At 45.4% G+C, this 21,153-nt stretch carries 20 protein-coding genes; 9 read left to right on the top strand and 11 right to left on the bottom strand.

Going from position 1 to position 21,153, the window contains the following annotated elements; translation table 11 throughout:
* Window positions 1-16: 16 nt before the first annotated feature.
* From apt to recR, 4 genes are all read left to right on the top strand, one after another.
* The gene (gene apt / locus AB4185_RS16700; RefSeq protein WP_017062340.1) at window positions 17-562 is read left to right on the top strand and encodes an adenine phosphoribosyltransferase; all 546 of its coding nucleotides are present in this window, start codon (window positions 17-19) and stop codon (window positions 560-562) included.
* A gap of 18 nt (window positions 563-580) precedes the next feature.
* Window positions 581-2,797, top strand: coding sequence for a DNA polymerase III subunit gamma/tau (gene dnaX / locus AB4185_RS16695; RefSeq protein WP_372135681.1), 2,217 nt, complete (start codon window positions 581-583; stop codon window positions 2,795-2,797).
* A 152-nt stretch (window positions 2,798-2,949) separates the two neighbouring features.
* Entirely contained in the window at window positions 2,950-3,279 is a 330-nt protein-coding gene (locus AB4185_RS16690) for a YbaB/EbfC family nucleoid-associated protein (protein ID WP_017062338.1), read from the top strand.
* Window positions 3,280-3,357: 78 nt separating this feature from the next.
* Window positions 3,358-3,957: a recombination mediator RecR gene (gene recR, locus AB4185_RS16685; protein WP_019823189.1), complete on the top strand. Its 600-nt coding sequence runs from the start codon at window positions 3,358-3,360 to the stop codon at window positions 3,955-3,957.
* Window positions 3,958-4,023: 66 nt separating this feature from the next.
* Here the strand turns inward: recR and aqpZ are convergent, their stop codons facing one another.
* Both aqpZ and AB4185_RS16675 read right to left on the bottom strand, forming a co-directional pair.
* Entirely contained in the window at window positions 4,024-4,713 is a 690-nt protein-coding gene (gene aqpZ / locus AB4185_RS16680; RefSeq protein ID WP_017070317.1) for an aquaporin Z, read from the bottom strand.
* Between the two features lie 93 nt (window positions 4,714-4,806).
* Window positions 4,807-5,055 carry a YkgJ family cysteine cluster protein gene (locus AB4185_RS16675; RefSeq protein ID WP_017059389.1) on the bottom strand — a complete coding sequence of 83 codons (249 nt, stop codon included), beginning with the start codon at window positions 5,053-5,055 and terminating at the stop codon, window positions 4,807-4,809.
* A gap of 159 nt (window positions 5,056-5,214) precedes the next feature.
* Here AB4185_RS16675 and AB4185_RS16670 point away from each other — a divergent pair, with 159 nt between their 5' ends.
* On the top strand, window positions 5,215-5,652 hold the full coding sequence (locus tag AB4185_RS16670; protein ID WP_017059388.1) for a YcgN family cysteine cluster protein: 438 nt from the start codon (window positions 5,215-5,217) through the stop codon (window positions 5,650-5,652).
* A 105-nt stretch (window positions 5,653-5,757) separates the two neighbouring features.
* Here the strand turns inward: AB4185_RS16670 and AB4185_RS16665 are convergent, their stop codons facing one another.
* From AB4185_RS16665 to gap, 6 genes are all read right to left on the bottom strand, one after another.
* Window positions 5,758-7,644, bottom strand: a complete 1,887-nt coding sequence (locus AB4185_RS16665) for a BCCT family transporter (RefSeq protein WP_017063436.1) — start codon at window positions 7,642-7,644, stop codon at window positions 5,758-5,760.
* A gap of 122 nt (window positions 7,645-7,766) precedes the next feature.
* A complete protein-coding gene (locus tag AB4185_RS16660; protein ID WP_017059386.1) occupies window positions 7,767-8,120 on the bottom strand; it encodes a hypothetical protein in 354 nt (117 codons plus the stop codon).
* A gap of 276 nt (window positions 8,121-8,396) precedes the next feature.
* On the bottom strand, window positions 8,397-9,350 hold the full coding sequence (locus tag AB4185_RS16655) for a ChaN family lipoprotein (RefSeq protein WP_372135680.1): 954 nt from the start codon (window positions 9,348-9,350) through the stop codon (window positions 8,397-8,399).
* Window positions 9,351-9,425: 75 nt separating this feature from the next.
* On the bottom strand, window positions 9,426-10,241 hold the full coding sequence (gene rlmA / locus AB4185_RS16650) for a 23S rRNA (guanine(745)-N(1))-methyltransferase (RefSeq protein ID WP_017059384.1): 816 nt from the start codon (window positions 10,239-10,241) through the stop codon (window positions 9,426-9,428).
* A 111-nt stretch (window positions 10,242-10,352) separates the two neighbouring features.
* The gene (locus tag AB4185_RS16645; protein ID WP_372135679.1) at window positions 10,353-11,237 is read right to left on the bottom strand and encodes a D-hexose-6-phosphate mutarotase; all 885 of its coding nucleotides are present in this window, start codon (window positions 11,235-11,237) and stop codon (window positions 10,353-10,355) included.
* A gap of 242 nt (window positions 11,238-11,479) precedes the next feature.
* Window positions 11,480-12,475, bottom strand: a complete 996-nt coding sequence (gap, locus tag AB4185_RS16640; RefSeq protein ID WP_017059382.1) for a type I glyceraldehyde-3-phosphate dehydrogenase — start codon at window positions 12,473-12,475, stop codon at window positions 11,480-11,482.
* A gap of 319 nt (window positions 12,476-12,794) precedes the next feature.
* On the opposite strand from gap, the gene msrB reads away from it, so the two are divergent.
* Window positions 12,795-13,232, top strand: coding sequence for a peptide-methionine (R)-S-oxide reductase MsrB (gene msrB, locus AB4185_RS16635; protein WP_080582205.1), 438 nt, complete (start codon window positions 12,795-12,797; stop codon window positions 13,230-13,232).
* A gap of 175 nt (window positions 13,233-13,407) precedes the next feature.
* Here the strand turns inward: msrB and AB4185_RS16630 are convergent, their stop codons facing one another.
* Window positions 13,408-14,214 carry a DUF2989 domain-containing protein gene (locus AB4185_RS16630; protein ID WP_017059380.1) on the bottom strand — a complete coding sequence of 269 codons (807 nt, stop codon included), beginning with the start codon at window positions 14,212-14,214 and terminating at the stop codon, window positions 13,408-13,410.
* A gap of 113 nt (window positions 14,215-14,327) precedes the next feature.
* On the opposite strand from AB4185_RS16630, the gene AB4185_RS16625 reads away from it, so the two are divergent.
* A complete protein-coding gene (locus tag AB4185_RS16625; protein ID WP_081230086.1) occupies window positions 14,328-14,609 on the top strand; it encodes a YeaC family protein in 282 nt (93 codons plus the stop codon).
* A 143-nt stretch (window positions 14,610-14,752) separates the two neighbouring features.
* On the opposite strand, the gene ansA is transcribed toward AB4185_RS16625, so the two are convergent.
* The gene (gene ansA / locus AB4185_RS16620; protein WP_048611533.1) at window positions 14,753-15,769 is read right to left on the bottom strand and encodes an asparaginase; all 1,017 of its coding nucleotides are present in this window, start codon (window positions 15,767-15,769) and stop codon (window positions 14,753-14,755) included.
* A 118-nt stretch (window positions 15,770-15,887) separates the two neighbouring features.
* The gene (gene sppA / locus AB4185_RS16615; protein ID WP_372135678.1) at window positions 15,888-17,738 is read right to left on the bottom strand and encodes a signal peptide peptidase SppA; all 1,851 of its coding nucleotides are present in this window, start codon (window positions 17,736-17,738) and stop codon (window positions 15,888-15,890) included.
* 279 nt (window positions 17,739-18,017) lie between these two features.
* On the opposite strand from sppA, the gene AB4185_RS16610 reads away from it, so the two are divergent.
* Complete coding sequence (locus AB4185_RS16610; protein WP_017070327.1) at window positions 18,018-20,027, top strand: NADPH-dependent 2,4-dienoyl-CoA reductase; 2,010 nt, start codon at window positions 18,018-18,020, stop codon at window positions 20,025-20,027.
* A gap of 207 nt (window positions 20,028-20,234) precedes the next feature.
* Window positions 20,235-20,783 carry an NAD(P)H nitroreductase gene (locus AB4185_RS16605; protein WP_017059376.1) on the top strand — a complete coding sequence of 183 codons (549 nt, stop codon included), beginning with the start codon at window positions 20,235-20,237 and terminating at the stop codon, window positions 20,781-20,783.
* Window positions 20,784-21,153: the final 370 nt, after the last annotated feature.

The raw sequence follows: 21,153 nt of genomic DNA, 5'->3' as shown, positions 1-21,153 counted from the left end.
TGAAGTGCATAAGATTATGAACACAGAAAAAATCTCTCTGATCAAAGCAAGCATCAAAAGCATTCCTGATTACCCTAAAGCGGGTATTTTGTTCCGTGACGTAACAAGCTTGATGGAAGATCCAGTAGCTTACAAAGCGACTATCGACCTGCTAGCGGAAACATACAAGGACATGGGCTTTACTAAGATCGTTGGTACTGAAGCTCGTGGTTTCCTATTTGGTGCGCCTTTGGCACTTGAGCTAGGTGTTGGCTTCATTCCTGTTCGTAAGCCGGGCAAGCTGCCTCGTCAAACTGTGGCACAATCTTATGAGCTTGAGTACGGCACCGACACTCTAGAAATCCATACTGATGCTATCGTTGAAGGCGATAAAGTGTTGATGGTTGATGATTTGCTAGCAACGGGCGGTACGATTGAAGCAACAACAAAGTTGATTCGTCAGCTTGGTGGTGTGGTAGAACACGCTGCATTTGTTATTAACCTTCCAGAAATCGGTGGTGACAAGCGCTTACAAGGCTTAGGTCTAGAAGTGTTTAGCATCTGCGAATTCGACGGTCATTAATCCTTTTCGGAATTATTCATGAGCTATCTTGCGTTAGCGCGAAAATGGCGACCAACCAAATTCAAAGAAGTGGTTGGTCAAGCCCATGTTTTAACAGCATTAGAGAATGCCCTTAGCCAGAATAGGTTGCACCACGCATACCTGTTCAGCGGTACACGAGGTGTTGGTAAAACAACCATCGGTCGTTTGTTTGCTAAGGGACTCAACTGTGAAACAGGCATTACCTCAACACCTTGTGGTGAATGTGCAACCTGTAAAGAAATCGATGAAGGTCGCTTTGTTGACCTGCTCGAGATCGATGCGGCATCACGAACTAAGGTAGAAGATACCCGCGAGCTTCTGGACAATGTTCAGTACAAGCCTGCACGTGGTCGCTTCAAGGTTTACCTAATCGATGAAGTCCACATGCTTTCTAGGCACAGCTTTAATGCGCTTCTAAAGACCTTAGAAGAGCCGCCTGAGTATGTGAAATTCTTGCTCGCAACAACGGATCCACAGAAGCTTCCAGTAACGATCTTGTCGCGTTGTTTGCAGTTCCATCTTAAGCCGATCAGCGTTGATAATATTCACGAGCAGCTCGATCATATTCTTGAACAAGAAGATGTGACGTCTGAATCTCGTGCGCTTGGAATGATTGCTCATGCTGCTGATGGCAGTATGCGTGATGCGCTAAGCCTTACAGACCAAGCTATCGCATTGGGTAATGGCAATGTCGTAACAGATACTGTTGCTCACATGCTCGGAACACTGGATACCGACCAAGCTATCCACTTGCTTGAAGCGATTAGCAGTAAGCAGCCACAGCAAGCGATGGCGTGTATCCAAAGCCTTGCTGAGAACGGTGTTGAGTGGGATGGTTTGCTGAATCAGCTTGCGGCCCAACTGCATCGTCTTGCGATGTTCCAAGCTTTGCCATCTACATTAGATAAGGCACAGCCTGACGCTGAGAAGCTTGAACTACTGAGCAAAGCGCTTAGCCCACAAGACATTCAACTCTACTACCAGATCGTGTTGAAAGGTCGTGAAGACTTACCATTGTCGCCAACCGCTCGCGTTGGTATTGAGATGGTGGTTTTACGCATGTTGGCATTTAGACCAGCTGAACAAGCGGTTGCTACGGCAATCTCGACTCAGTCGGCAAGCCCAGCGCCAGTTCCAGCAGCTCAAGCTCAGAACGTTGCTCAGTCAGTGAGTCAACCTGCGCCAATGGCAGCTCCGAGACAGCCTCAGATGCAACAACAGGCGCCTCAACAGCAAGCTATGCAGCAGCCACCCGTGCAACAGACTCCAGCACAGTATTCAGATTCGCAAGGTTACGCTGAACATTCAGGCAACCAAGGTTATCCTGAGCAGGATTACCCGCATAGCCAGTATGACGCGCCTCCTGCTTATGATGAGCGTCCAAGCTACGGTGCAGAGCAGCCTCAGCAGCAACAAACGAATTATCAAAACCAGAGTCCGGTTCAACAGCCAAGCGTTGCACCTTCTGCTCCGCAAGAGCAGCCAGCGCGTGCAACTTCGCCTGTGAGTGGTTTACGCCACCAATTACGTTCTCAACGTAGAGGCAGCGCGGCAACAGAAAACAAAGGCTCGGCGCCAAAAAAGGCTAAAGCGACACCAGCTAAAACTTCAGTTCTTGATCGAGTTGCTCAGCAACACGGTGGTTCTGAGCGGGTGTCGCCAGCTTCTTTATCAGCCTCTTCGACAGAAAATGTGACCAACGATAATGAACCTTATCGCTGGAAACCGTCTAAACCTGTAGTGAAAGAGGTGAGCAAAGAGCTTACACCTACTCAGATCAAACGTGCGTTGGAGCATATTAAGACACCAGAAATGGTCGATAAATTGCTTCAAGAGTCGATTGCTCAAGATGAATGGTCAGCCACGATTCAAAAGCTAGAGACAGCCAAGCTTGTTGAACAGTTAGCATTGAACTCAGTGTTTGCTAAAAACGACACATCAATCACTTTAACGTTAAGAGCGAGCCAAGCTCACTTGAATACGGACCGTGCACAGAGTGAGCTATTGCAGTCTCTCAATACTGTGCTTGGGGAAGAGTGTCATTTGAGTGTTGAAATCGGTGATGGTGGAGAAACGCCGCTAGAATTACGAGAACGATTGTATCAAGGTAAGTTGAAAGACGCGTTTACCGCTTTAGAAAACGATGCCAACGTACAGTTCATTGAAAGACGTTTTGCCGCTGAACTCGACAGAGACAGCGTTCGTCCTATCTAGAACGTTTTCTTGTTTAGTGACCGGCATATCATCCCAGATAAGCAAATCTGAGAACTGAACATCGAGGGGTTGAATCACACTGTTTTAACCCCCATTTAAGCTCGTATAGCTTAATTAATTTTAATAAACCAATTAGACCAGAGAGTATTAACATGTTTGGTAAAGGCGGTATGGGCAACATGATGAAGCAAGCCCAGCAAATGCAAGAGCGCATGCAAAAGCTTCAAGAAGAAATCGCAAATATGGAAGTTACAGGTGAGTCAGGTGCTGGCCTTGTAAAAGTAACGATCACTGGTAGCCACAGCGTTCGCCGTGTTGATATCGATGAAAGCCTAATGGAAGACGATAAAGAGATGCTTGAAGATCTTATCGCTGCTGCTTTCAACGATGCGGCTCGTCGCGTTGAAGAAACTCAAAAAGAGAAAATGGCTAGCGTAACTGGCGGAATGCAACTTCCACCAGGTATGAAGATGCCTTTCTAAGTAACTTATTCTTAAAGGTTAATTCAGGTGGTGGTTTGTGTTGAACAGGCTATTACTTGAACATTAGAACGGTTAAATATGCGTACCAGTCATATGCTGGAGCATTTGATGGAGGCCTTACGTTGTCTACCTGGGGTTGGCCCCAAGTCGGCGCAGCGTATGGCCTTTCATTTGTTACAGCGCGATAGAAAAGGCGGCCTACAGTTGGCTGAAGCTCTTAGCCAAGCAATGACCGAAATTGGTCACTGTAATGAGTGCCGTACTTTTACTGAAGAAGATACTTGCCACATTTGTACCAATCCTAAACGTCAGGAAAATGGTCAAATCTGTGTAGTAGAGAGCCCTGCAGACATTGCAGCTATCGAAGCAACTGGCCAATATTCAGGTCGTTACTTTGTATTGATGGGTCATCTTTCACCACTTGATGGTATTGGTCCAAGTGACATCGGTCTCGATGTTTTGGACTACCGCCTGCGTCGTGGTGATATCTCGGAAGTAATCCTAGCGACTAACCCAACAGTTGAAGGGGAAGCGACAGCGCACTACATTGCTGAGCTATGTAATGCCCATGAAGTGAACGCTAGCCGTATCGCTCATGGTGTTCCCGTTGGTGGTGAGCTAGAGCTGGTGGATGGCACCACGCTTTCGCACTCCTTACTCGGTCGTCATAAGATCTAAAAAAGCCGCTTGGTGAAGCATCACTAAGCGGCTTTTTCTTTTATTGCTTTAGACGTTTTTCAGCGCTTAATCTGAACCTCTTACCGCTTTGTATATCATCGCGCCAATCACGGCACCAATAATCGGTGCAACCCAGAATAGCCACAATTGCGAAACGGCCCAATCACCGACAAATACGGCTACACCAGTACTTCGCGCAGGATTTACCGAGGTATTGGTTACAGGGATACTGATAAGGTGAATTAGGGTCAAACAAAGACCAATTGCGATAGGTGCAAACCCAGCGGGTGCTTTCGAATCCGTCGCGCCCATAATCACGAATAGGAACACCATGGTCATGACCACTTCACAAACGAGAGCTGCTGTGAGCGAGTAGCCGCCCGGTGAGTGTTCACCATAACCATTTGAAGCAAAGCCAGATGCCGCAGCGTCAAAGCCTGCTTGGCCTGAAGCAATCACAAATAACACGCCGCCCGCGATAATACCGCCAATCACTTGGGCAATAATATAAGGCGCAACATCCTTGCCATCAAAGCGACCACCACTCCATAGACCGATGGTGACAGCAGGGTTGAGGTGGCAACCGGATATATGACCAATAGCGAAAGCCATAGTGAGTACGGTTAAACCAAAGGCAAGGGAAACTCCGAGTAGACCAATTCCCACATCAGGGAAAGCCGCGGCTAAGACGGCACTACCACAACCGCCTAACACCAACCAAAACGTACCGAACATTTCTGCGATATACTTATTCATAACTATCCTTATTAATCTTTACCAGTATCAATAAGATAGTTTAGTTCTATCAAAGTTGTGAAATCTTGGGCATATATAAGAAGAAAAGTATTGTTAAGTTATTGCTTCGAGCTCAATAAGGTTATCAAGCGCTTCTTGGTCGGTTTTACCACAAATGACAGGGCAAGCTTTGAATTGGTGACATACCTTCGGGCGTGAAGGTTGACCAAATAATTTGCAGAGATCTTGCTCATTTAATTGGATGCAGCGTACCCCAGCAGGCTTACCATTAGGCATTCCAGGAATAGCAGATGTAATACTTGGAGCGATACAGCATGCTCCACAACCTAGGCGACATTCCATCAAATTAAACTCACTAAATAACAGGGTGCGCGATAGTAGCAAAAAATGATGAGAGTGACAGCTGTTGATTGAATCAAAGAATGAACAATTATTATCCTTGAACTTTTTATGGGCTAGCGGTATAACACGCACCCCAGTAAAAGAGTAAGAAGTAATCCTATGACGAATCCATTTTGGCAAGAAAAGACACTAGAACAGATGACCGAGAATGAGTGGGAATCACTTTGCGACGGTTGTGGTAAGTGCTGCCTACATAAACTAATGGATGAAGATAGCGATGAAGTTTACTACACCAATGTGGCGTGTAGCTGGTTAAACGACAAAACATGTTCGTGTAAAGATTACCCGAACCGCTTCACTTCAGGTGAAGAGTGTTTGAAGCTGACTCGTGACAAGATCGATGAGTTTCACTGGCTACCAGACACTTGTGCTTACCGCCTTTTATCAGAATCTAAGCCGATTCCTGAATGGCACCCGTTGATCACCGGATCAAAAACAGAGATGCATGCAGCAGGTGAAAGCGTTCGTAACAAAGTGGTATACGAAATCGATGTTGTCGATTGGGAAGATCACATCTTGAACCACCCGAACCGCTAGTTAACGAAGACTAGTCAATCACCCGAATAAAAAAAGGCTCACATTTCTGTGAGCCTTTGTCGTATTTAGGAGGGTCCAAATCAATGGACTGTGTCATGGCTAATGTCAAGCAAGCGGTAAGTCTGCAACCACCTGATTGAACGTGATACGAGCATTCTGAGCTTGCTCAGATAACTCGATCTTTTTCGCTTGTGCGGCACTAAGATTACTCTCGGCCTGCTCAAGTGCTTGTTGTAGGTTCTCTGGTAACTCGTGAGTTTCCATTTGTGAACCTTGTTCTAACACATAAGCGCGAATTTCTTTCTTCACTGCGGCAAGTTCTGTGTAAGCAACACGCTCAAGTTCTGCGGCTTCTTGTGCTGCATCTCTTTCTTTCTCAAACTGAGCCAACGCCATACCTTCAGCAGACCAAGGGTCCATGTCTGGCAGTTCTTCGATGTTGATCGTTGGCTCGATATACGCATCTTGATGGCGTAGGTCGAGGTTAGTCGCACGAACCGCTGAAATCATCAGCATCACAGAGATAGCAAGCAGTGGTAAGCCACCAACAATCGCCGCCGTTTGTAGCGTACTTAGACCGCCTAAGAACATTAGAATCGTTGGTAAGAACGACAGAGTAAATGCCCAGAACATACGGTTCCAGCGCATTGGCTCTTCGGTCACGTTATTTTGTACAACAGACGCTAGGATGTATGAGATAGAGTCAAATGTTGTTGCCGTGAAAATGATACACAGCATTGTAAATACAGCGATAACCAGCGTGCTCATTGGCAATTGTGCAAGCATCGAGAAGATAGCTTTGGTTGCGCCTTCCGCATTCAAAATGGCAACGACATCTAGCTCACCAGAAAGCTGCAGTGATAGGCCGTAGTTACCTAAGATCATGAAGAACAGGAAACAACCTAGAGAACCAAAGAAGATCGACCCTGACACCATTTGTTTGATGGTTCTGCCGCGAGAGATACGCGCAACAAACAGACCCATACTCGGTGCAAATACTAGCCACCATGCCCAGTAGAAAATCGTCCAGTCTTGTGGGAAGTGAGTGTTTTCGAATGTACCGTAACCACCAAATGGTTCAGCCCACGTTGCCATCACGAAGAAGTTAGACAGTAGACGACCAATTGAGTCTAAGCCTGTTTCTAACATGAAGATTGTTGGACCCGCGATCAGAACGAAAGCCAGTAGACCCATCGCACCCCAGAAGTTGATGTTACTTAGGATCTTGATGCCTTTTTCCAATCCAGCATAAGATGAGTAAGCAAAAATCGCAGTACACACTAAAAGCACCATCACTTGCGTTAGGTTATTTTTAGGTAGACCAAATAGGTGATTTAGACCTTCAGTGATCAGAGGAGCGGCTAAACCTAATGTTGTTGCAGCGCCGCCTAATAGACCGAAAATGAATAGGATATCAACGATCTTTCCTGGTACGCCTTTACTACGGTGTTCACCAAGAACAGGCATTAATGCGCTTGAAATCTTTAGAACAGGTTGTTTACGTACGTAGAAGAAGTAAGCGATAGGAATTGCCGGGATTAGGTAGATAGACCATGCGATTGGTCCCCAGTGGAATAGGCCGTAGGTCGCAGCCCAGCGTACTGCTTCTTCACTGCCAGGTTCTAGTTGGAAAGGCGGTGATTGGTAGTAGTAAGCCCACTCAATACAGCCCCAATACAAGATACTTGCACCGATACCGCCACAAAATAGCATGGCAGCCCATGATGCAGTTTTAAACTCAGGCTCTTCATCAGCTTCGCCCAGTTTAATTTGTCCCATATCACTGAATACTACGTACACCATAAATGCACAGGCTGCGAGACCTAGAGCAAGATACAGGAATCCGAGTTGATCAGTCATGAATGTTTTCGCAACCGCAATCCAGTCTGCGCCCTGTGCAGGGAACAAAATGAGCGGGAAAACTATCGTGAGTAGGAGTGCTATAGCACCAAAAAAGGTTGGCTTATCGATAAGCTCAAAAGTGTTTTTCACGAGTATTATTCCATTAAAATGAGAGCGGAATTATGGAATGAACTCGTTTTTTAGACCTAATCGGGTCTATTGTCGTAACGATAAATCGCTTTTATTCTAGAGAATGCGATAGGTTGGCAAGGCTAAATGAGTGCGAGAAGAATACCGCCTACGGTTGCCGCTGCGGACAGGTATTGCCCCGCTGAATAAGAACCATCATCTTCTTCTTCAATCTTATCTGGGTGATCCATACCCAAGGCACCATGAGCGAATGACTCAACTTTATCGGTAACTGTCGCGTTTTCTGCTTCGACTTTCTTCGCTTCTTTATCAATTTCTTTTAGGGCAGATAAGAGTGCTTTGCCTTCATCAGAAAGCCTAACCGTATTTTGCTCAACCTTAAGCGGTGTAGGCTTTTCAGCTTCGTTAGCTGAACTCTTAGCGTTCATCTGCGAAGGCGAATACAGCTGAGTATTACTCGTTCCTACTGGCGTCATATAGCTCTCCTTACCTATCCTTAAATATAGTATCGGCAGAGGTGTGAAAAACTTGTGTAATTAATCATCGATAGTGATGTTTTTTTATTCGCACATTACATTTTCGTCTGCTTGGTTAAATCGTCTATTTACTAAGCAAGTCTTGTGCCGATAAGAATGTTTGATTTTAGATAGAGTTAGGATGAATGACGGGAACGTGATCAAGTTGCGACGATGGGCTAATTATCTAGGATTAGCCCATCGACTCTTTAGCTTAGAAGAGTGGATCAACAGATCCTACTCACACTCTAGGCTAGCGCTACGTTTTGACAGATGCTTGTATGCCTTCATTCGGTTCTCTTTCTTTACAAAGCGAGCCGGCGGCGAAAGCACTTCAAGCTGATAATCACCGCTATCCGATGAGATCGCTTCAACCGGGCTGATGATGGCGATTTTTAAATCAGGGTTACGACGTAGAATTGATGCCGCCGTCCCTAAACCACCCTCGGTGTGGAACTTGCCAGCCACGTGAATCACTTGTTTATCAGGGTTTGATGCTAGGTAATCCACAATCGACTCAGCCATGGTTTCGTCCCAGGTAACCTGAGCGGCAAACTGCTTTTCTGTTTGCTCTGGCGTACCGTGATGCATAGAAGCCATGAACTTTTCTTTGTAAGGGCTATCGCCAGTATCCACTTCGGCAGCAATCCATTGGCGTTGCTCGGTCGATAATTGGTCTAGGTAAGGCAATCCTTTACGGCCAATACACTGCACGAATGGCTTTGGTGCATTTGCCGCAATAACATCGACGTCGTTGGCTTTTGCGAACTCAACTAACGCGCGGTAATCACTTTCGTAATTTGGCCAAGCTGCCGCTTGAGACATGAGAATTTGTTCGCCAATTTCGCCGTTTAAGTATTGGTCAAGTGTGGCTTGGTGCTCTCGAGTGAACTGTTCCATTGAAAGCGCAATGTTTGATGTTGCGTTGCGGCGCGCTTTTAAGAAGTCGGTTTGGAAGCGGTGAATGGCAGAATGCGTGTGCCATTCGCCAATTAGAACCACATCAGCGTCAATCAGCTGCTCGGGTAATGCATCGAGAGAAAGTGTTTTGCCTTGTGGAGAAGCGAACTGGTAGTCATAGAATGTGGAAACGGATTCCGTTTGAGCCACTTTTTGAGAAGTGTCTTTTGCAGGTTGACTAGCACAAGCCGTGAGAAGAGTAGCTAATCCGATAAGAATAATACGTTGCATGAAATGCCTCCTTGAAGAACACGCATACTAAAGGAGGCAAGATAAGATTTCAATGCAAACGATAATCAATATCAATTAAATTTGTTTGCGGTACACTCGCAGCATAAAGTCAGCTTCACAGTTGAATTGCTCTGCCTCGGTGAGTTGTAGTTTAAACTCTTCACTCGCCTTCCAAGCAAACGGCGTCATCTGTAGCAGGTCGAATGCATCTGACCCCGATAGTTCCATCATATAGTTTAGTTGCTCTTGATGCTCAAGCGTAAAACCTTCGATCACTTCTGGATCTTCGTCGTGCAAGCGAACGCCATCATAAATTGCATCACGCAGTTGATACAGGTGTCGGCTAGCTGGTGTCACGGTGATCACCACACCATTATCTTTGATGGTGCGTTGTAACTCTTCAGCCTTGCAAGGCGCGTAAATGCGTAGAATTCCGTCTAAGCTGTTTTCAGCAAAGGGTAGGCGATGGCTTGATGCAACTGAGAAGTCGACAGCAGGGTAGCGTTTAGCGGCGTATTTGATAGCAATCTTAGAAATGTCTAGGCCAAAAGTAGCCCCTTTCTTTTCTTGAAGATTCACAGCAATTTCGTTGGTGTAATAACCTTCGCCACAACCAATATCCAATAGGCTAGGCGTCTCTTCTGGTAGATAGCGAGAACACAACGTCACCACCGCTTGGCGCATTGGGTCATAGTGGTTACCTTCAAGGAAGCGACGACGTGCCTGCATCATCTCTTTGTTGTCACCTGGATCTTTTGAGCGTTTGTGGTGCGCAGGCATCAAATTGACGTAGCCTTCTTTCGCTAGGTCGAACTGATGGTTCTTTTCACACTTAAACGTACGATCGTTTTGAGATAAAGGTTGGTGACACAAAGGGCATTGGTAAGTCATGGAGACCTCTAAAGGAGAATAGACAGCGCAAGTGTAACGAGCTAAAACCAAAAAGTAAAAGAGCGACATAAAGCCGCTCAAAAATCGTTTTTTATAACTGTATTTATACGGTTATTGGGCACTAATCACAGTGATCAGTTGGTGGTTTTCACCCGGCCGGAGTGTTTTACCGGCTTCTAGGCTTGGCGCGTGCAGTGTTGATTCTACGCACATCATAGTTAGGTAACCATCGTCTTGCATGTCGCCCATACTTGCAGCGCCTTCTGCCCACGGGTTCCACAGTACTGCAGAGTTATGACCGTGGTTTTCAACTGTTAGCGTGCGATCCAGCTTCTTGTCAGCAACAAAGATTTGCGCTTCTGGTTGCGTGTAAACGCGGTCAATCGTGTCGGTCAGTACCAGTTCAGATCCACCTTGGCAGATCTTGCCACCTTGCAGGCTATCAATGTACTCAGCACCCATACCAGTGGTGGTTGTGTTGTGGATATCGCCAACGTTTAGGTAAGTGTGTAGTGCACCAGAGAAAGTCCATGGCTGAGAATCAGTGTTCTTCACGTCCAGCGTTACTTTTAGTTGTTCGCCGATCTCAACATTCAAGCGAGCATCAAACTGATGAGGCCATACTGCTAGCGTCTCTTCGCTTGGCTTCAGACCTAAGCTAACAATCACGCCAGCTTCGCTTTCACGGTGTTCAACCAATTGCCATTCACTTGAACGGGCAAAACCATGTGCTGGTGCTGCAATGCGACCAAACCAAGGCCAACATACTGGAATACCACCACGCAGAGCCGTTTTACCATCGAACTTAGCTTGTTGGCTCATCCAAATTAGGTCTTCTTGACCTTGCGGTTGGAATGACACCACATGGCCGCCAAACAGTGAAATCGCTGCGTTTGCTTTATCGTGGATAACGCGAACCAGTTTTACACCTTCGTGTTCAACGATAGTGACGTTGTCAGAAAGTACCGCCAGTGCAGGTAGAGTAGATAAATCCATTACATGATCCTTCTAAGCAAATTGAATTCAAATGCTGACTAGAGTGATGCTTGTGTTTTCATGAGTAACAAGCAGAGTCAGTATTAGAATTGAATTTTGCGTTTGGGCTATCTTGATGAGCTTAGACAGACGCGGTTTAAAAGATAGCAGGCATTAAAAAGGCGACACTAAGGTCGCCTTTTTCAAAGTCTGCTCAAAACAGTCTTCGCTAATGCTTATCTAAAGCGATTTCTAAAAAGAAATTACTTAGAGATGTGAGCGATTAGGTCTAGAACTTTGTTTGAGTAACCGATTTCGTTGTCGTACCAAGATACAACTTTAACGAATTTGTCAGTTAGAGCAACACCAGCTTTAGCATCGAATACTGAAGTTTGAACTTCACCGATGAAATCTTGTGATACTACTTGGTCTTCAGTGTAACCAAGAACGCCAGCCATTTCGCCTTCAGAAGCTTCTTTCATTGCAGCACAAATTTCTTCGTAAGATGCAGCTTCTTTTAGGTTAACTGTTAGGTCAACTACAGATACGTTAGCAGTTGGTACACGGAAAGCCATACCAGTTAGAAGGCCGTTTAGTTCTGGAAGAACAACGCCTACAGCTTTAGCAGCACCAGTTGAAGATGGGATGATGTTTTGAGAAGCACCACGGCCACCGCGCCAGTCTTTAGCAGAAGGGCCATCTACAGTTTTTTGAGTTGCTGTAGTAGCGTGAACTGTAGTCATAAGACCAGACTCAATGCCCCACTTATCGTTAAGTACTTTAGCGATAGGTGCAAGACAGTTAGTAGTACAAGAAGCGTTAGAAACGATGTCTTGACCAGCGTAAGATGCTTGGTTAACGCCCATTACGAACATTGGAGTTGCATCTTTAGAAGGACCAGTAAGAACTACTTTCTTAGCGCCAGCAGTGATGTGCTTACGTGCAGTCTCGTCAGTTAGGAAAAGACCAGTTGCTTCAGCAACTACGTCTACGTCGATAGCATCCCACTTAAGGTCTTCTGGGTTACGCTCAGCTGTAACACGTACAGTTTTACCGTTAACGATTAGGTTACCGCCTTCAACTTCAACAGTACCGTTGAAACGGCCGTGAGTTGAGTCGTACTTAAGCATGTATGCCATGTACTCTACGTCGATTAGATCGTTAATACCTACTACTTCGATGTCTGCACGCTCTTGAGCTGCGCGGAATACGAAACGGCCGATACGGCCAAAACCGTTAATACCTACTTTGATAGTCATTGTAGTTGCTCCACAACTTAATTTCTGATTAAAGATAACTGGTAGTAAAATTACAGAATCCAGTATACATCTGCAATAGATAATCCGACTTAACTTGTTTAATGTCAAAAAAAAGCGACGCTTTTCTTAACAATTGGGTGTAAGTGATTGAAAATTGACCATTGCAAGTGGCTCTGTACCCTTCCAGTTGGGTAAAATACCCCTAAATGATGATTCACTTATGAGTGTATATGTACAATGTTTCCTGGTGAGAAAGTATGTGCTACAAAACGACTCATATGCAAGCCTTTATAGAAAAAAGTAAATATAATAACTGAGAATGTGGAGAGATATTAACGTGATTCAAAAGGGAGGAAATATGATAAAGCCTGATGAATACTGGCGTGAGCGCCTAACGGACGACGAATTTTCAGTGTGTCGTGAGCGTGGTACTGAAGCCCCATATAGCGGCAAGTTACTGCACAACCATAAGACTGGCGTCTATAGCTGCACATGCTGTGAAAGCCCTTTGTTTCTGTCGGATAACAAATATGACTCTGGGTGTGGTTGGCCAAGCTTTGATGCCCCAGTGAATGATGAAGCAGTACGCTATATAGAAGATCTAAGTCACGGAATGAAGCGTGTAGAGATCCGTTGTACCGCCTGTGATAGCCATTTAGGTCACGTTTTTCCAGATGGCCCGAAGACCACAGGTGAACGGTTCTGTGTTAATTCAGTGTCGTTAATTTTCAACAAAAATGACGAAAGTACGAAATAACTTGTAACTATTGTCTAATCCTTACAGGTCGCATTTGTCGATTTAGGAATGCTGAAACGCCCAAGATTTCAGATTTAACTCTAGTACAAATAAAAACAGCTACCAAAAAGGTAGCTGTTTTTATTTGAAAGCAGGTGAATAAGAAGCTTAAGTAAGAACACTATAAATGAAGCGATCAGTAACTCGGGACGATTGAAGGGCTGTAAATTCCATCCTCAATCGCTTCGACGATGTTATCTGCGTCTTTATTTAGCTTCTTATAGGTTGCCTTGTCGAAATGGTACAACACCGTGAGCTCGGCTTCAGAAGCAATCGGCACGTCAAAGTCTTTGGCAACCATTGCCCAAACGTACGCTTTTTCCATATGTCCCAGGCTGTGGTTGATACTGGCCATCGACTTGAAGATTTCAGTGTTGGCTACCGAGCCATTAGAAAGCGTTAGCGCATTATTGAGTAGCTTAAGTGTCTTTATATGATTGCGGGTGGTATAGAAGGTTGCCAAGGCATATTGCATCTCAGCTGTGTTTAACGCTTCAGAGCCTTCTAGTTGTAGGAAACTGCGTCTGGCATTGGTGTCCCCAGTTTGCGACCACAAGAAGTAAAGCGTTTCCGGTGTATCAGATTTCGATAGCTCATCAACAATGCGCTCAGACTCTTCGATACTGTGCATTAAAGAGGTAAAGCGACGCTCTTGCAGCTTAGATTGATCGATCGTTTCGATCTGTGCCGCGAGCTCTAGGCACTTTTTGTAGGCAGTGACTAATTCGAATTCTTTAATTTTGTTGATTTCGGTGGGTTGCTTCTGAACTTCAAATCGATGCCAGATGAGGTCGGTACGTGCGACACGACATTGCCCATCGTTCATGTTCAATTGTTCACACTGAAGACCCGGATTGCTTTGGCACAGTTGATCGGTATTTTTGTTCCCTTCAAGACACCCAACCAGAGTGAAAGGCAATAGGCTAATCGCCAACCATTTCATAATTTTCATATTCCTTCACTTGTGATCAGATGCACTTATTATTGGTCAGGTTCTTGACTCAATTCTGTTACGGGTTATTTTCTGGTGAAAATTGTTAAAACTAAGGCTTTACCATGGATGCAGAACAACTTCTTAGCGCAATGACACCCGAGGTCTACGAACGTTTAACCTACGCAGTTGAAACGGGTAAATGGCCAGAAGGTACGGTGCTCTCAAAAGAACAGCGCGACTCGTGTATGCAAGCGGTTATGTTATATCAATCTAAACATAACTCTGAAGCTCAACATATGACGATTGCAGCTGGTGGTGAGATTAGCTTTAAATCTAAGTCTGAACTAAAGAAACAGTTTAAGTCAGATCAAGAAGACATTGTTAGGGTTAACCCGAATCATTAAGCTTAAATTACAACAAAGGGGTGGCAATGTGCCACCCCTTTTAGTTTAACTCGTTTATTTATAAGCAATAAAACGATTTAGTTCACGTTAAGCCGCCGTTACTTTCATAGAATAATTGGGTTTAACGTGAATCCTTGAACCGGTTATAAGCTCATCTCACCGCGCAACACTTGTTGCATCTGAGTCTTCACTTCTTCGTAGCCTAGGTTTTGGCTTAATAGATAATGCAATTTCGCCAGTGCCGCTTCTGGTGTCATATCGTAACCACTGACAACGCCCGCTTCTGCTAGTGCACAACCTGTCGCGTAACCACCCATGTTGACTTTGCCAGCCAAACATTGAGTTAGGTTCACAACAATCACACCGCGCTCTGAGGCATCTTTCAGGTGCTGAAGCAGTTCTGGGTTTTGTGGTGCGTTACCCACACCAAAAGTAAGCAGAATCATCGCGTTAACAGGTTGTAATAGCGTGTTACGGATAACTTCGTGTGAGATGCCTGGGTACATTGTGATTACGCCGATAGGTTGCGGAGTAATGTTATGAACCTTGAAAGCACCTTCAGGTTGTTCGTTTACCTTTACGTTATTGCTAAGTTGGATATTGATACCCGCTTCTAGCAAAGGATTCAGGTTTGGAGACGTAAACGCATTGAAGCCATCTGCGTGTGATTTAGTGCTTCGGTTACCACGCATCAACTTGTTGTTGAAGAACAGTGTCACTTCGTTGATTGGGTAGTTTGCCGCAATGTGTAGCGCATTCAGCAGGTTTGCTTGTCCGTCTGAACGAAGCTCTGCTAATGGGATCTGAGAGCCCGTAACAATCACAGGTTTGCCGAGGTTTTCAAGCATGAAAGACAGTGCTGAGGCAGTGTAAGCCATAGTGTCTGTGCCATGCAGGATAACGAAACCATCGTACTTATCGTAGTTCGCGCGAATGTCATCAGCGATAGTCTGCCAATCAAGTGGCGTCATATCTGAAGAGTCCATTAATGGAGAGTATTCGTGAATGGTGTACTCAGGCATCTCTGGGCGATGGAATTCAGGCATGCCAGCTAGCTGCTTATCCATGAAACCTGCGACAGGAACATAGCCGTGGTCAATAGACTTCTGCATGCCAATTGTGCCGCCGGTGTACGCGATATAGATGTGTTTTCTTTCCATGGCGATTAATACTTAGTGTGATGTAGGGAACAGGGGGGCGATTATAGCGAATTATCATGCAATAAAAAGAGGCACCTCACACAGAGGCACCCCTTAGCTATTGAGTTATTGGCTCAACTTATTGAACTTGGCAATTTAAGCAGAAAGCGTATCGGCCTTGTGGGTCGTTAAAGTTGCCTAACAGCTGGCTATCTTGAGCTAACTGTTGAGTAACAGGCTGTAAACTGCTTGGTATCATCGATTGAATATCTAGGCCTATCGACATCTGAACTTGGTTCATAAATTCTTGAATAAATTGTTCAGTGGCCGAAAGTGGCTCTTCTACCCAGTAGATGTTGTAGCTTTCAAGCTCTGCAAGTGAAGCCGCAGCTGCAACCGCATCATCGAAATCACCAATCTCATCGACTAAGCCTTTCTGAATCGCATCTTGACCTGTCCAAACTCGGCCTTGAGCAATCTTGTCGACAACATCGACTTCCAGACCGCGATTTTCTCCAACTAGGCTGATGAATCGGCGGTATCCGTTTTCAATGCCCATTTGGAACGCGTCCTTCGCGCCATCGCTAAGTCCAGTTGTAATACCAAGACCAGAGAAAGGTGAGGTGCCAACGCCATCAGTGTAAACACCAATATCGTTCAACCCTTTTTCGAAGGTGGTGATAACACTGAAGATACCAATTGAACCCGTTAGTGTGGTTGGTTGAGCTAGGATCTTATCCGCACCCATCGAGATCCAGTAACCACCTGAAGCAGCAAGGCTCGACATCGACACAACAACCGGTTTACCCGCTTGCTTGATCGCTTCTATTTCATTACGGATAACTTCAGAAGCAAAGGCACTGCCACCTGGGCTATCGACACGAAGTACAACGGCTTTCACTTTATCGTCGTTACGTGCTTGGCGCAGTAGGGCTGCAGTGGTGTCTCCGCCAACTGTGCCACGCGGTTGCTTGCCATCCATAATTGCGCCGCTCGCTACAATCACGGCAACGTCGTGAGATTCACTGGTCATGTCTGGAAGCATGGTTGCACGGTATTCGTAGTAACCAAACGCGTTGTAGCTGTCTTGGCCGTCACTGCCGAAAACATCGGCAAGCTCTAGTCGAACTTGCTGGCGTGTCGCTAGCTCATCCACTAAGCCAAGTTTCTCGGCCAGTTTTGCAATGTCACCGTCCACAGACTCAAGTTCTTTCAAGAAGGTGTCCATGCTTGGGTTCAGTGTCTTAGCGTCTATTTGACGGTTGTTGCTGACGTCATCAACGTACGCACCCCATAGTTGGCTTAACCAACGAGAAGCGGACTCTTTCGCTGCGTCTGACATGTCATCACGAATGAAAGGCTCAATAGCTGACTTATAAGTGCCCACACGGAACACGTGCGTGTTTACGTCTAGTTTCTCTAACAACGTTTTGTAGTAAAGCGAGTAAGCGCTATAGCCTTTAAGAAGAACCCCACCATCTGGTGATAGGAAGACCTTAGTTGCGTAGCTGGCTAGGTAGTATTGGCTTTGGTTGTAAAAGTCACCCACCGCATAAATCGGTTTGCCTGTTGCTTTGAACTCATTCAATGCTTTAGCAATGTAGCGTAGCTTGGTCAGGTTGGTTTCTGGCAGCTCTTTGAGAGCTAAAACGATACCAGTAACCTTGTCATCGTCTTTTGCGTAGCGAATCGTTTCAACGATATCAAACAGGATGTTCTCTTTTGGAAGGTCTTTGCCAAGTAGTGAACCTGTGACCGAATCCATCGGATTGATATAGCGGCTTTGTTCCACAATAGGGCCAGACAGATTAAGCACTAAAGCCGAATCCTGAGGAACCGTCGGTTGAGCCGTATCTGAATGGAAGTACACAAAGTAGATGATGGCGATACTGAGTAAAAAGACTAGGTTAACCAGCGCAAGACGTACAAACGTAATGAGCTTCCAAATCCCTTTAAAGAACATGCCTATAAATTTGAATATTTTTTTCATTCTGTCTCCGCAGTGAGATCACGTCGCTTTAACAAGCCGTAGTACCATTAATCTCAATAATATGAACTGCTTAGTATCCTACGATAATTCCCAAGCTCAAACTACACCAAGAATTGTTAATCGATATATATTCTCATTAAGTGTAGTCAAATTAAGGGCTTCTGAACGATTAATACGTGCAGCATTATGATCGGTGTTACAGAAATGTAAACGGTTGTTTGAACTTTTGGTGATTGAACTATACTGTGGTCAGACCACAAGGATAAAATAATAGAAGTGATGTCTGCCATGTACCCACATTTACTTGAACCACTCGATCTTGGATTTACCCAGTTACGTAACCGTGTATTGATGGGATCAATGCATACAGGTTTAGAAGAAAATAAAGAAGGTCTCCACAAACTCGCCGCGTTTTATGAAGAGCGAGCAAAAGGAGGCGTTGGCCTTATTGTTACCGGTGGTTTCTCTCCTAATTTACGTGGCAGATTAACCCCATTTAGTGCTGAATTCAGTAAAGTGAAGCATGCAAAAGCGCACCAAGTTGTTACCGAGGCCGTGCACAAGCATGGCGGTAAGATTGCCCTTCAGTTGCTGCATGCTGGCCGCTATGCCATGCACCCATTCGCGCAAAGTGCTTCGGGTATTAAAGCGCCAATCGCTAAGTTCGCACCGAGTGAGATGAGCCCTCGTCAGATTAAAAAGACCATTGGTGCCTTTGCCAACAGTGCCGAACTCGCCCAAGTCGCGGGTTACGACGGCATTGAGATTATGGGATCTGAAGGTTACTTGATTAACCAATTCATCTGTAAACGTACCAATATGCGTTACGACGAATGGGGCGGTTCTTATGAGAAGCGCATGCGTTTCCCGCTGGAGATTGTTAAATCGATTCGCGAAGCAGTGGGTGACGACTTCATTATTATTTTCCGACTGTCGATGCTGGATTTGGTTGAGCAAGGCAGCACCTTTGAAGATGTTGTTCTATTGGCTCAAAAGCTGGAAGAAGCAGGCGTGACTATTATCAATACCGGCATCGGTTGGCATGAAGCGCGTGTTCCGACTATCGCGACACAAGTACCACGTGGTGCATTCTCTTGGGTGACGGAAAAAGTGAAACCATACGTGTCGATCCCAGTGGTGACATGTAACCGAATTAATACGCCAGAAGAGGCCGAACGTATTCTTAGCTCTGGGCAGGCTGATATGGTGTCTATGGCGCGTCCATTCTTGGCAGACCCGGATTTTGTTAATAAAGCAGCTCAAGACCAAGCTCAGTTCATCAATACCTGTATCGGTTGTAACCAAGCTTGCCTTGATAACGTGTTTAAAGGTAAACGTGCGAGCTGTTTGGTTAACCCACGCGCTTGTTACGAAACCGAAATTGTTGTTCAGCCAGCGCAAGCGACTAAGACCATTGCGGTTGTTGGCGCAGGCCCAGCCGGTTTAGCCTGTGCAACGACTTTAGCTCAGCGTGGGCATAAGGTTGACTTGATTGAGAAAAATGACCGTATCGGCGGTCAGTTTAGATTGGCAATGCAGATTCCGGGTAAAGAAGAATTCAGAGAAACGATTCGCTACTTTGCTAACCAAATCGACGCATCAGGCGTGAACCTGAAACTGGATACTGAGGCAACGTTTGAGATGTTGTTGAAGTACGATGAAGTCGTGATGGCGGCTGGCGTAGAGCCAAGAAAGCTCGATATTGAGGGCATTGACCAAGAAAACGTGGTCGATTACCAAACCTTGATTCGTGAAAAGACACCAGTAGGCGAAAAGGTCGCGATTGTTGGTGCTGGTGGTATTGGTGTCGATGTGGCAACCATGCTGACAGAACCGACTTCACACAGCCTAGACGATTGGCTGCATGAGTGGGGCATCGATAAGAATATGGAACACCCAGGCGGACTTTACCCTTACCCTGATTCATTCAGCGATAAAACGGTGTGGGTGATGCAGCGTAAAGCGGGTCGTGTTGGTAAAGGTCCGGGCAAAACTACAGGCTGGATTCACAAACGCACACTAGAAAAACGCGGTGTTAATCTACTGGGTGGCGTGAGCTACAACAAGATTGATGACCAAGGTCTGCATATCAGCGTTGGTAAGAAAGAGCAGGTGCTGGATGCCGATTCGGTTATCGTATGTGCAGGTCAGGTGTCAGTTCGTCCATTCGAAGACATGTGGCAAGAGTTTGGTGGCAAACTGCATGTGATAGGCGGCGCCGATTATGCCGGTGAGTTAGATGCGGTACGCGCTATCCGTCAAGGTGTTGAGCTAGCGATTAAGTTATAGAATCAGCTATCAAGCTGTAATTTTATCGGTAGATATTGTTACTTAATTCGCTGAGTTAGATTTTGAACAAGGCTCCTAAGTCATAGATTTAGGAGCCTTTATTGTTTCTAATCTAGCCTAAATGGACAGCCGTTGAGATTTATTATCGTTTGTATTCTGTGCTAAAGTTCAAGTATACAAATAATAAAGAAATAGTAAGGACTTCAAATGGATGCTTTGGATCTATTGCTCAACAGACGCTCAATCGCAAAACTCTCTGATCCGGCACCTGAAGGTGTGGCGTTAGAAAACATCATCAAAGCAGGGCTGCGTGCTCCAGACCACGGTGCACTAACACCATGGCGCTTTGTTATCGCGCAAGGTTCAGGCCTACAAAAGCTTTCAGACATCTTGGTGCGCGCCGCTGAAGCGGATGACAGCGAAGAAGCGGTTATCGAGAAAGTAAAAAAAGCGCCGTTCCGAGCTCCGATGGTGATTACTGTGATTGCCAAAGTAACTGAGCACGAGAAAGTGCCTGCTATCGAACAACATCTGTCTGCGGGTTGTGCTGCACAGGCGATGCAAATGGCCGCAGTCGCACAAGGTTTCCAAGGCTTTTGGCGCTCAGGTAAATGGATGTTCCACCCAGAAGTACACCAAGCATTTGGCCTAGAAGGCGACGATGAAATTGTTGGCTTCCTATACCTTGGTACTCCGGGCTGTACGCCAATGAAAGTGCCAGAACGCGACTTCTCTAAGTTTGTTGAGTTCTTATAAGTGAGCAAAAGCAGCCCAAGATAGGGCTGCCCAACTAAATCTAAAAACTAAATCTGGTGATAAAAGCCATAATAGCTGTAGGTAGTTGAAAGTCTTCAGCAACTAAGAAGTCGATAATCGCTAAAACTGATTCTATTACATCTAGTAAAGAGTTTAACTTTTGAAACATGCCCATATACTCGTTTAAGTAAGTTTAGCACGTTGTTTTTTACATAGACTTTGATATGATTCGCCGTGAAACAAGCCATCATAATCGTTGTCTTAAAGTTTAAAGTCTTCTCCTACAAAGACTTTGAACTCTGCTTATTACAACGTGAGTGATACAGATAAATTAGCCCGCTTTGAGTGGGCTTTTTTATGGTTCATCGCG

This window comes from Vibrio sp. 10N.286.48.F5 (assembly GCF_041469785.1).
Taxonomy (GTDB): domain Bacteria; phylum Pseudomonadota; class Gammaproteobacteria; order Enterobacterales; family Vibrionaceae; genus Vibrio; species Vibrio crassostreae_C.
Note: the sequence above shows the minus strand (reverse complement) of the source record. Positions and strands in the feature narration are given on the sequence as shown.

Coding starts and splice junctions, on each gene's coding strand:
- dnaX (WP_372135681.1), top strand. CDS start 581: ATGAGCTATCTTGCGTTAGCGCGAAAATGGCGACCAACCAAATTCAAA.
- aqpZ (WP_017070317.1), bottom strand. CDS start 4,713: ATGAATAAGTATATCGCAGAAATGTTCGGTACGTTTTGGTTGGTGTTA.
- AB4185_RS16625 (WP_081230086.1), top strand. CDS start 14,328: ATGGATGCAGAACAACTTCTTAGCGCAATGACACCCGAGGTCTACGAA.
- msrB (WP_080582205.1), top strand. CDS start 12,795: ATGTGGAGAGATATTAACGTGATTCAAAAGGGAGGAAATATGATAAAG.
- ansA (WP_048611533.1), bottom strand. CDS start 15,769: ATGGAAAGAAAACACATCTATATCGCGTACACCGGCGGCACAATTGGC.
- AB4185_RS16670 (WP_017059388.1), top strand. CDS start 5,215: ATGACGAATCCATTTTGGCAAGAAAAGACACTAGAACAGATGACCGAG.
- rlmA (WP_017059384.1), bottom strand. CDS start 10,241: ATGACTTACCAATGCCCTTTGTGTCACCAACCTTTATCTCAAAACGAT.
- AB4185_RS16610 (WP_017070327.1), top strand. CDS start 18,018: ATGTCTGCCATGTACCCACATTTACTTGAACCACTCGATCTTGGATTT.
- apt (WP_017062340.1), top strand. CDS start 17: ATGAACACAGAAAAAATCTCTCTGATCAAAGCAAGCATCAAAAGCATT.
- AB4185_RS16605 (WP_017059376.1), top strand. CDS start 20,235: ATGGATGCTTTGGATCTATTGCTCAACAGACGCTCAATCGCAAAACTC.
- AB4185_RS16660 (WP_017059386.1), bottom strand. CDS start 8,120: ATGACGCCAGTAGGAACGAGTAATACTCAGCTGTATTCGCCTTCGCAG.
- AB4185_RS16655 (WP_372135680.1), bottom strand. CDS start 9,350: ATGCAACGTATTATTCTTATCGGATTAGCTACTCTTCTCACGGCTTGT.
- AB4185_RS16675 (WP_017059389.1), bottom strand. CDS start 5,055: ATGGAATGTCGCCTAGGTTGTGGAGCATGCTGTATCGCTCCAAGTATT.
- AB4185_RS16645 (WP_372135679.1), bottom strand. CDS start 11,237: ATGGATTTATCTACTCTACCTGCACTGGCGGTACTTTCTGACAACGTC.
- recR (WP_019823189.1), top strand. CDS start 3,358: ATGCGTACCAGTCATATGCTGGAGCATTTGATGGAGGCCTTACGTTGT.
- AB4185_RS16690 (WP_017062338.1), top strand. CDS start 2,950: ATGTTTGGTAAAGGCGGTATGGGCAACATGATGAAGCAAGCCCAGCAA.
- AB4185_RS16630 (WP_017059380.1), bottom strand. CDS start 14,214: ATGAAATGGTTGGCGATTAGCCTATTGCCTTTCACTCTGGTTGGGTGT.
- gap (WP_017059382.1), bottom strand. CDS start 12,475: ATGACTATCAAAGTAGGTATTAACGGTTTTGGCCGTATCGGCCGTTTC.
- sppA (WP_372135678.1), bottom strand. CDS start 17,738: ATGAAAAAAATATTCAAATTTATAGGCATGTTCTTTAAAGGGATTTGG.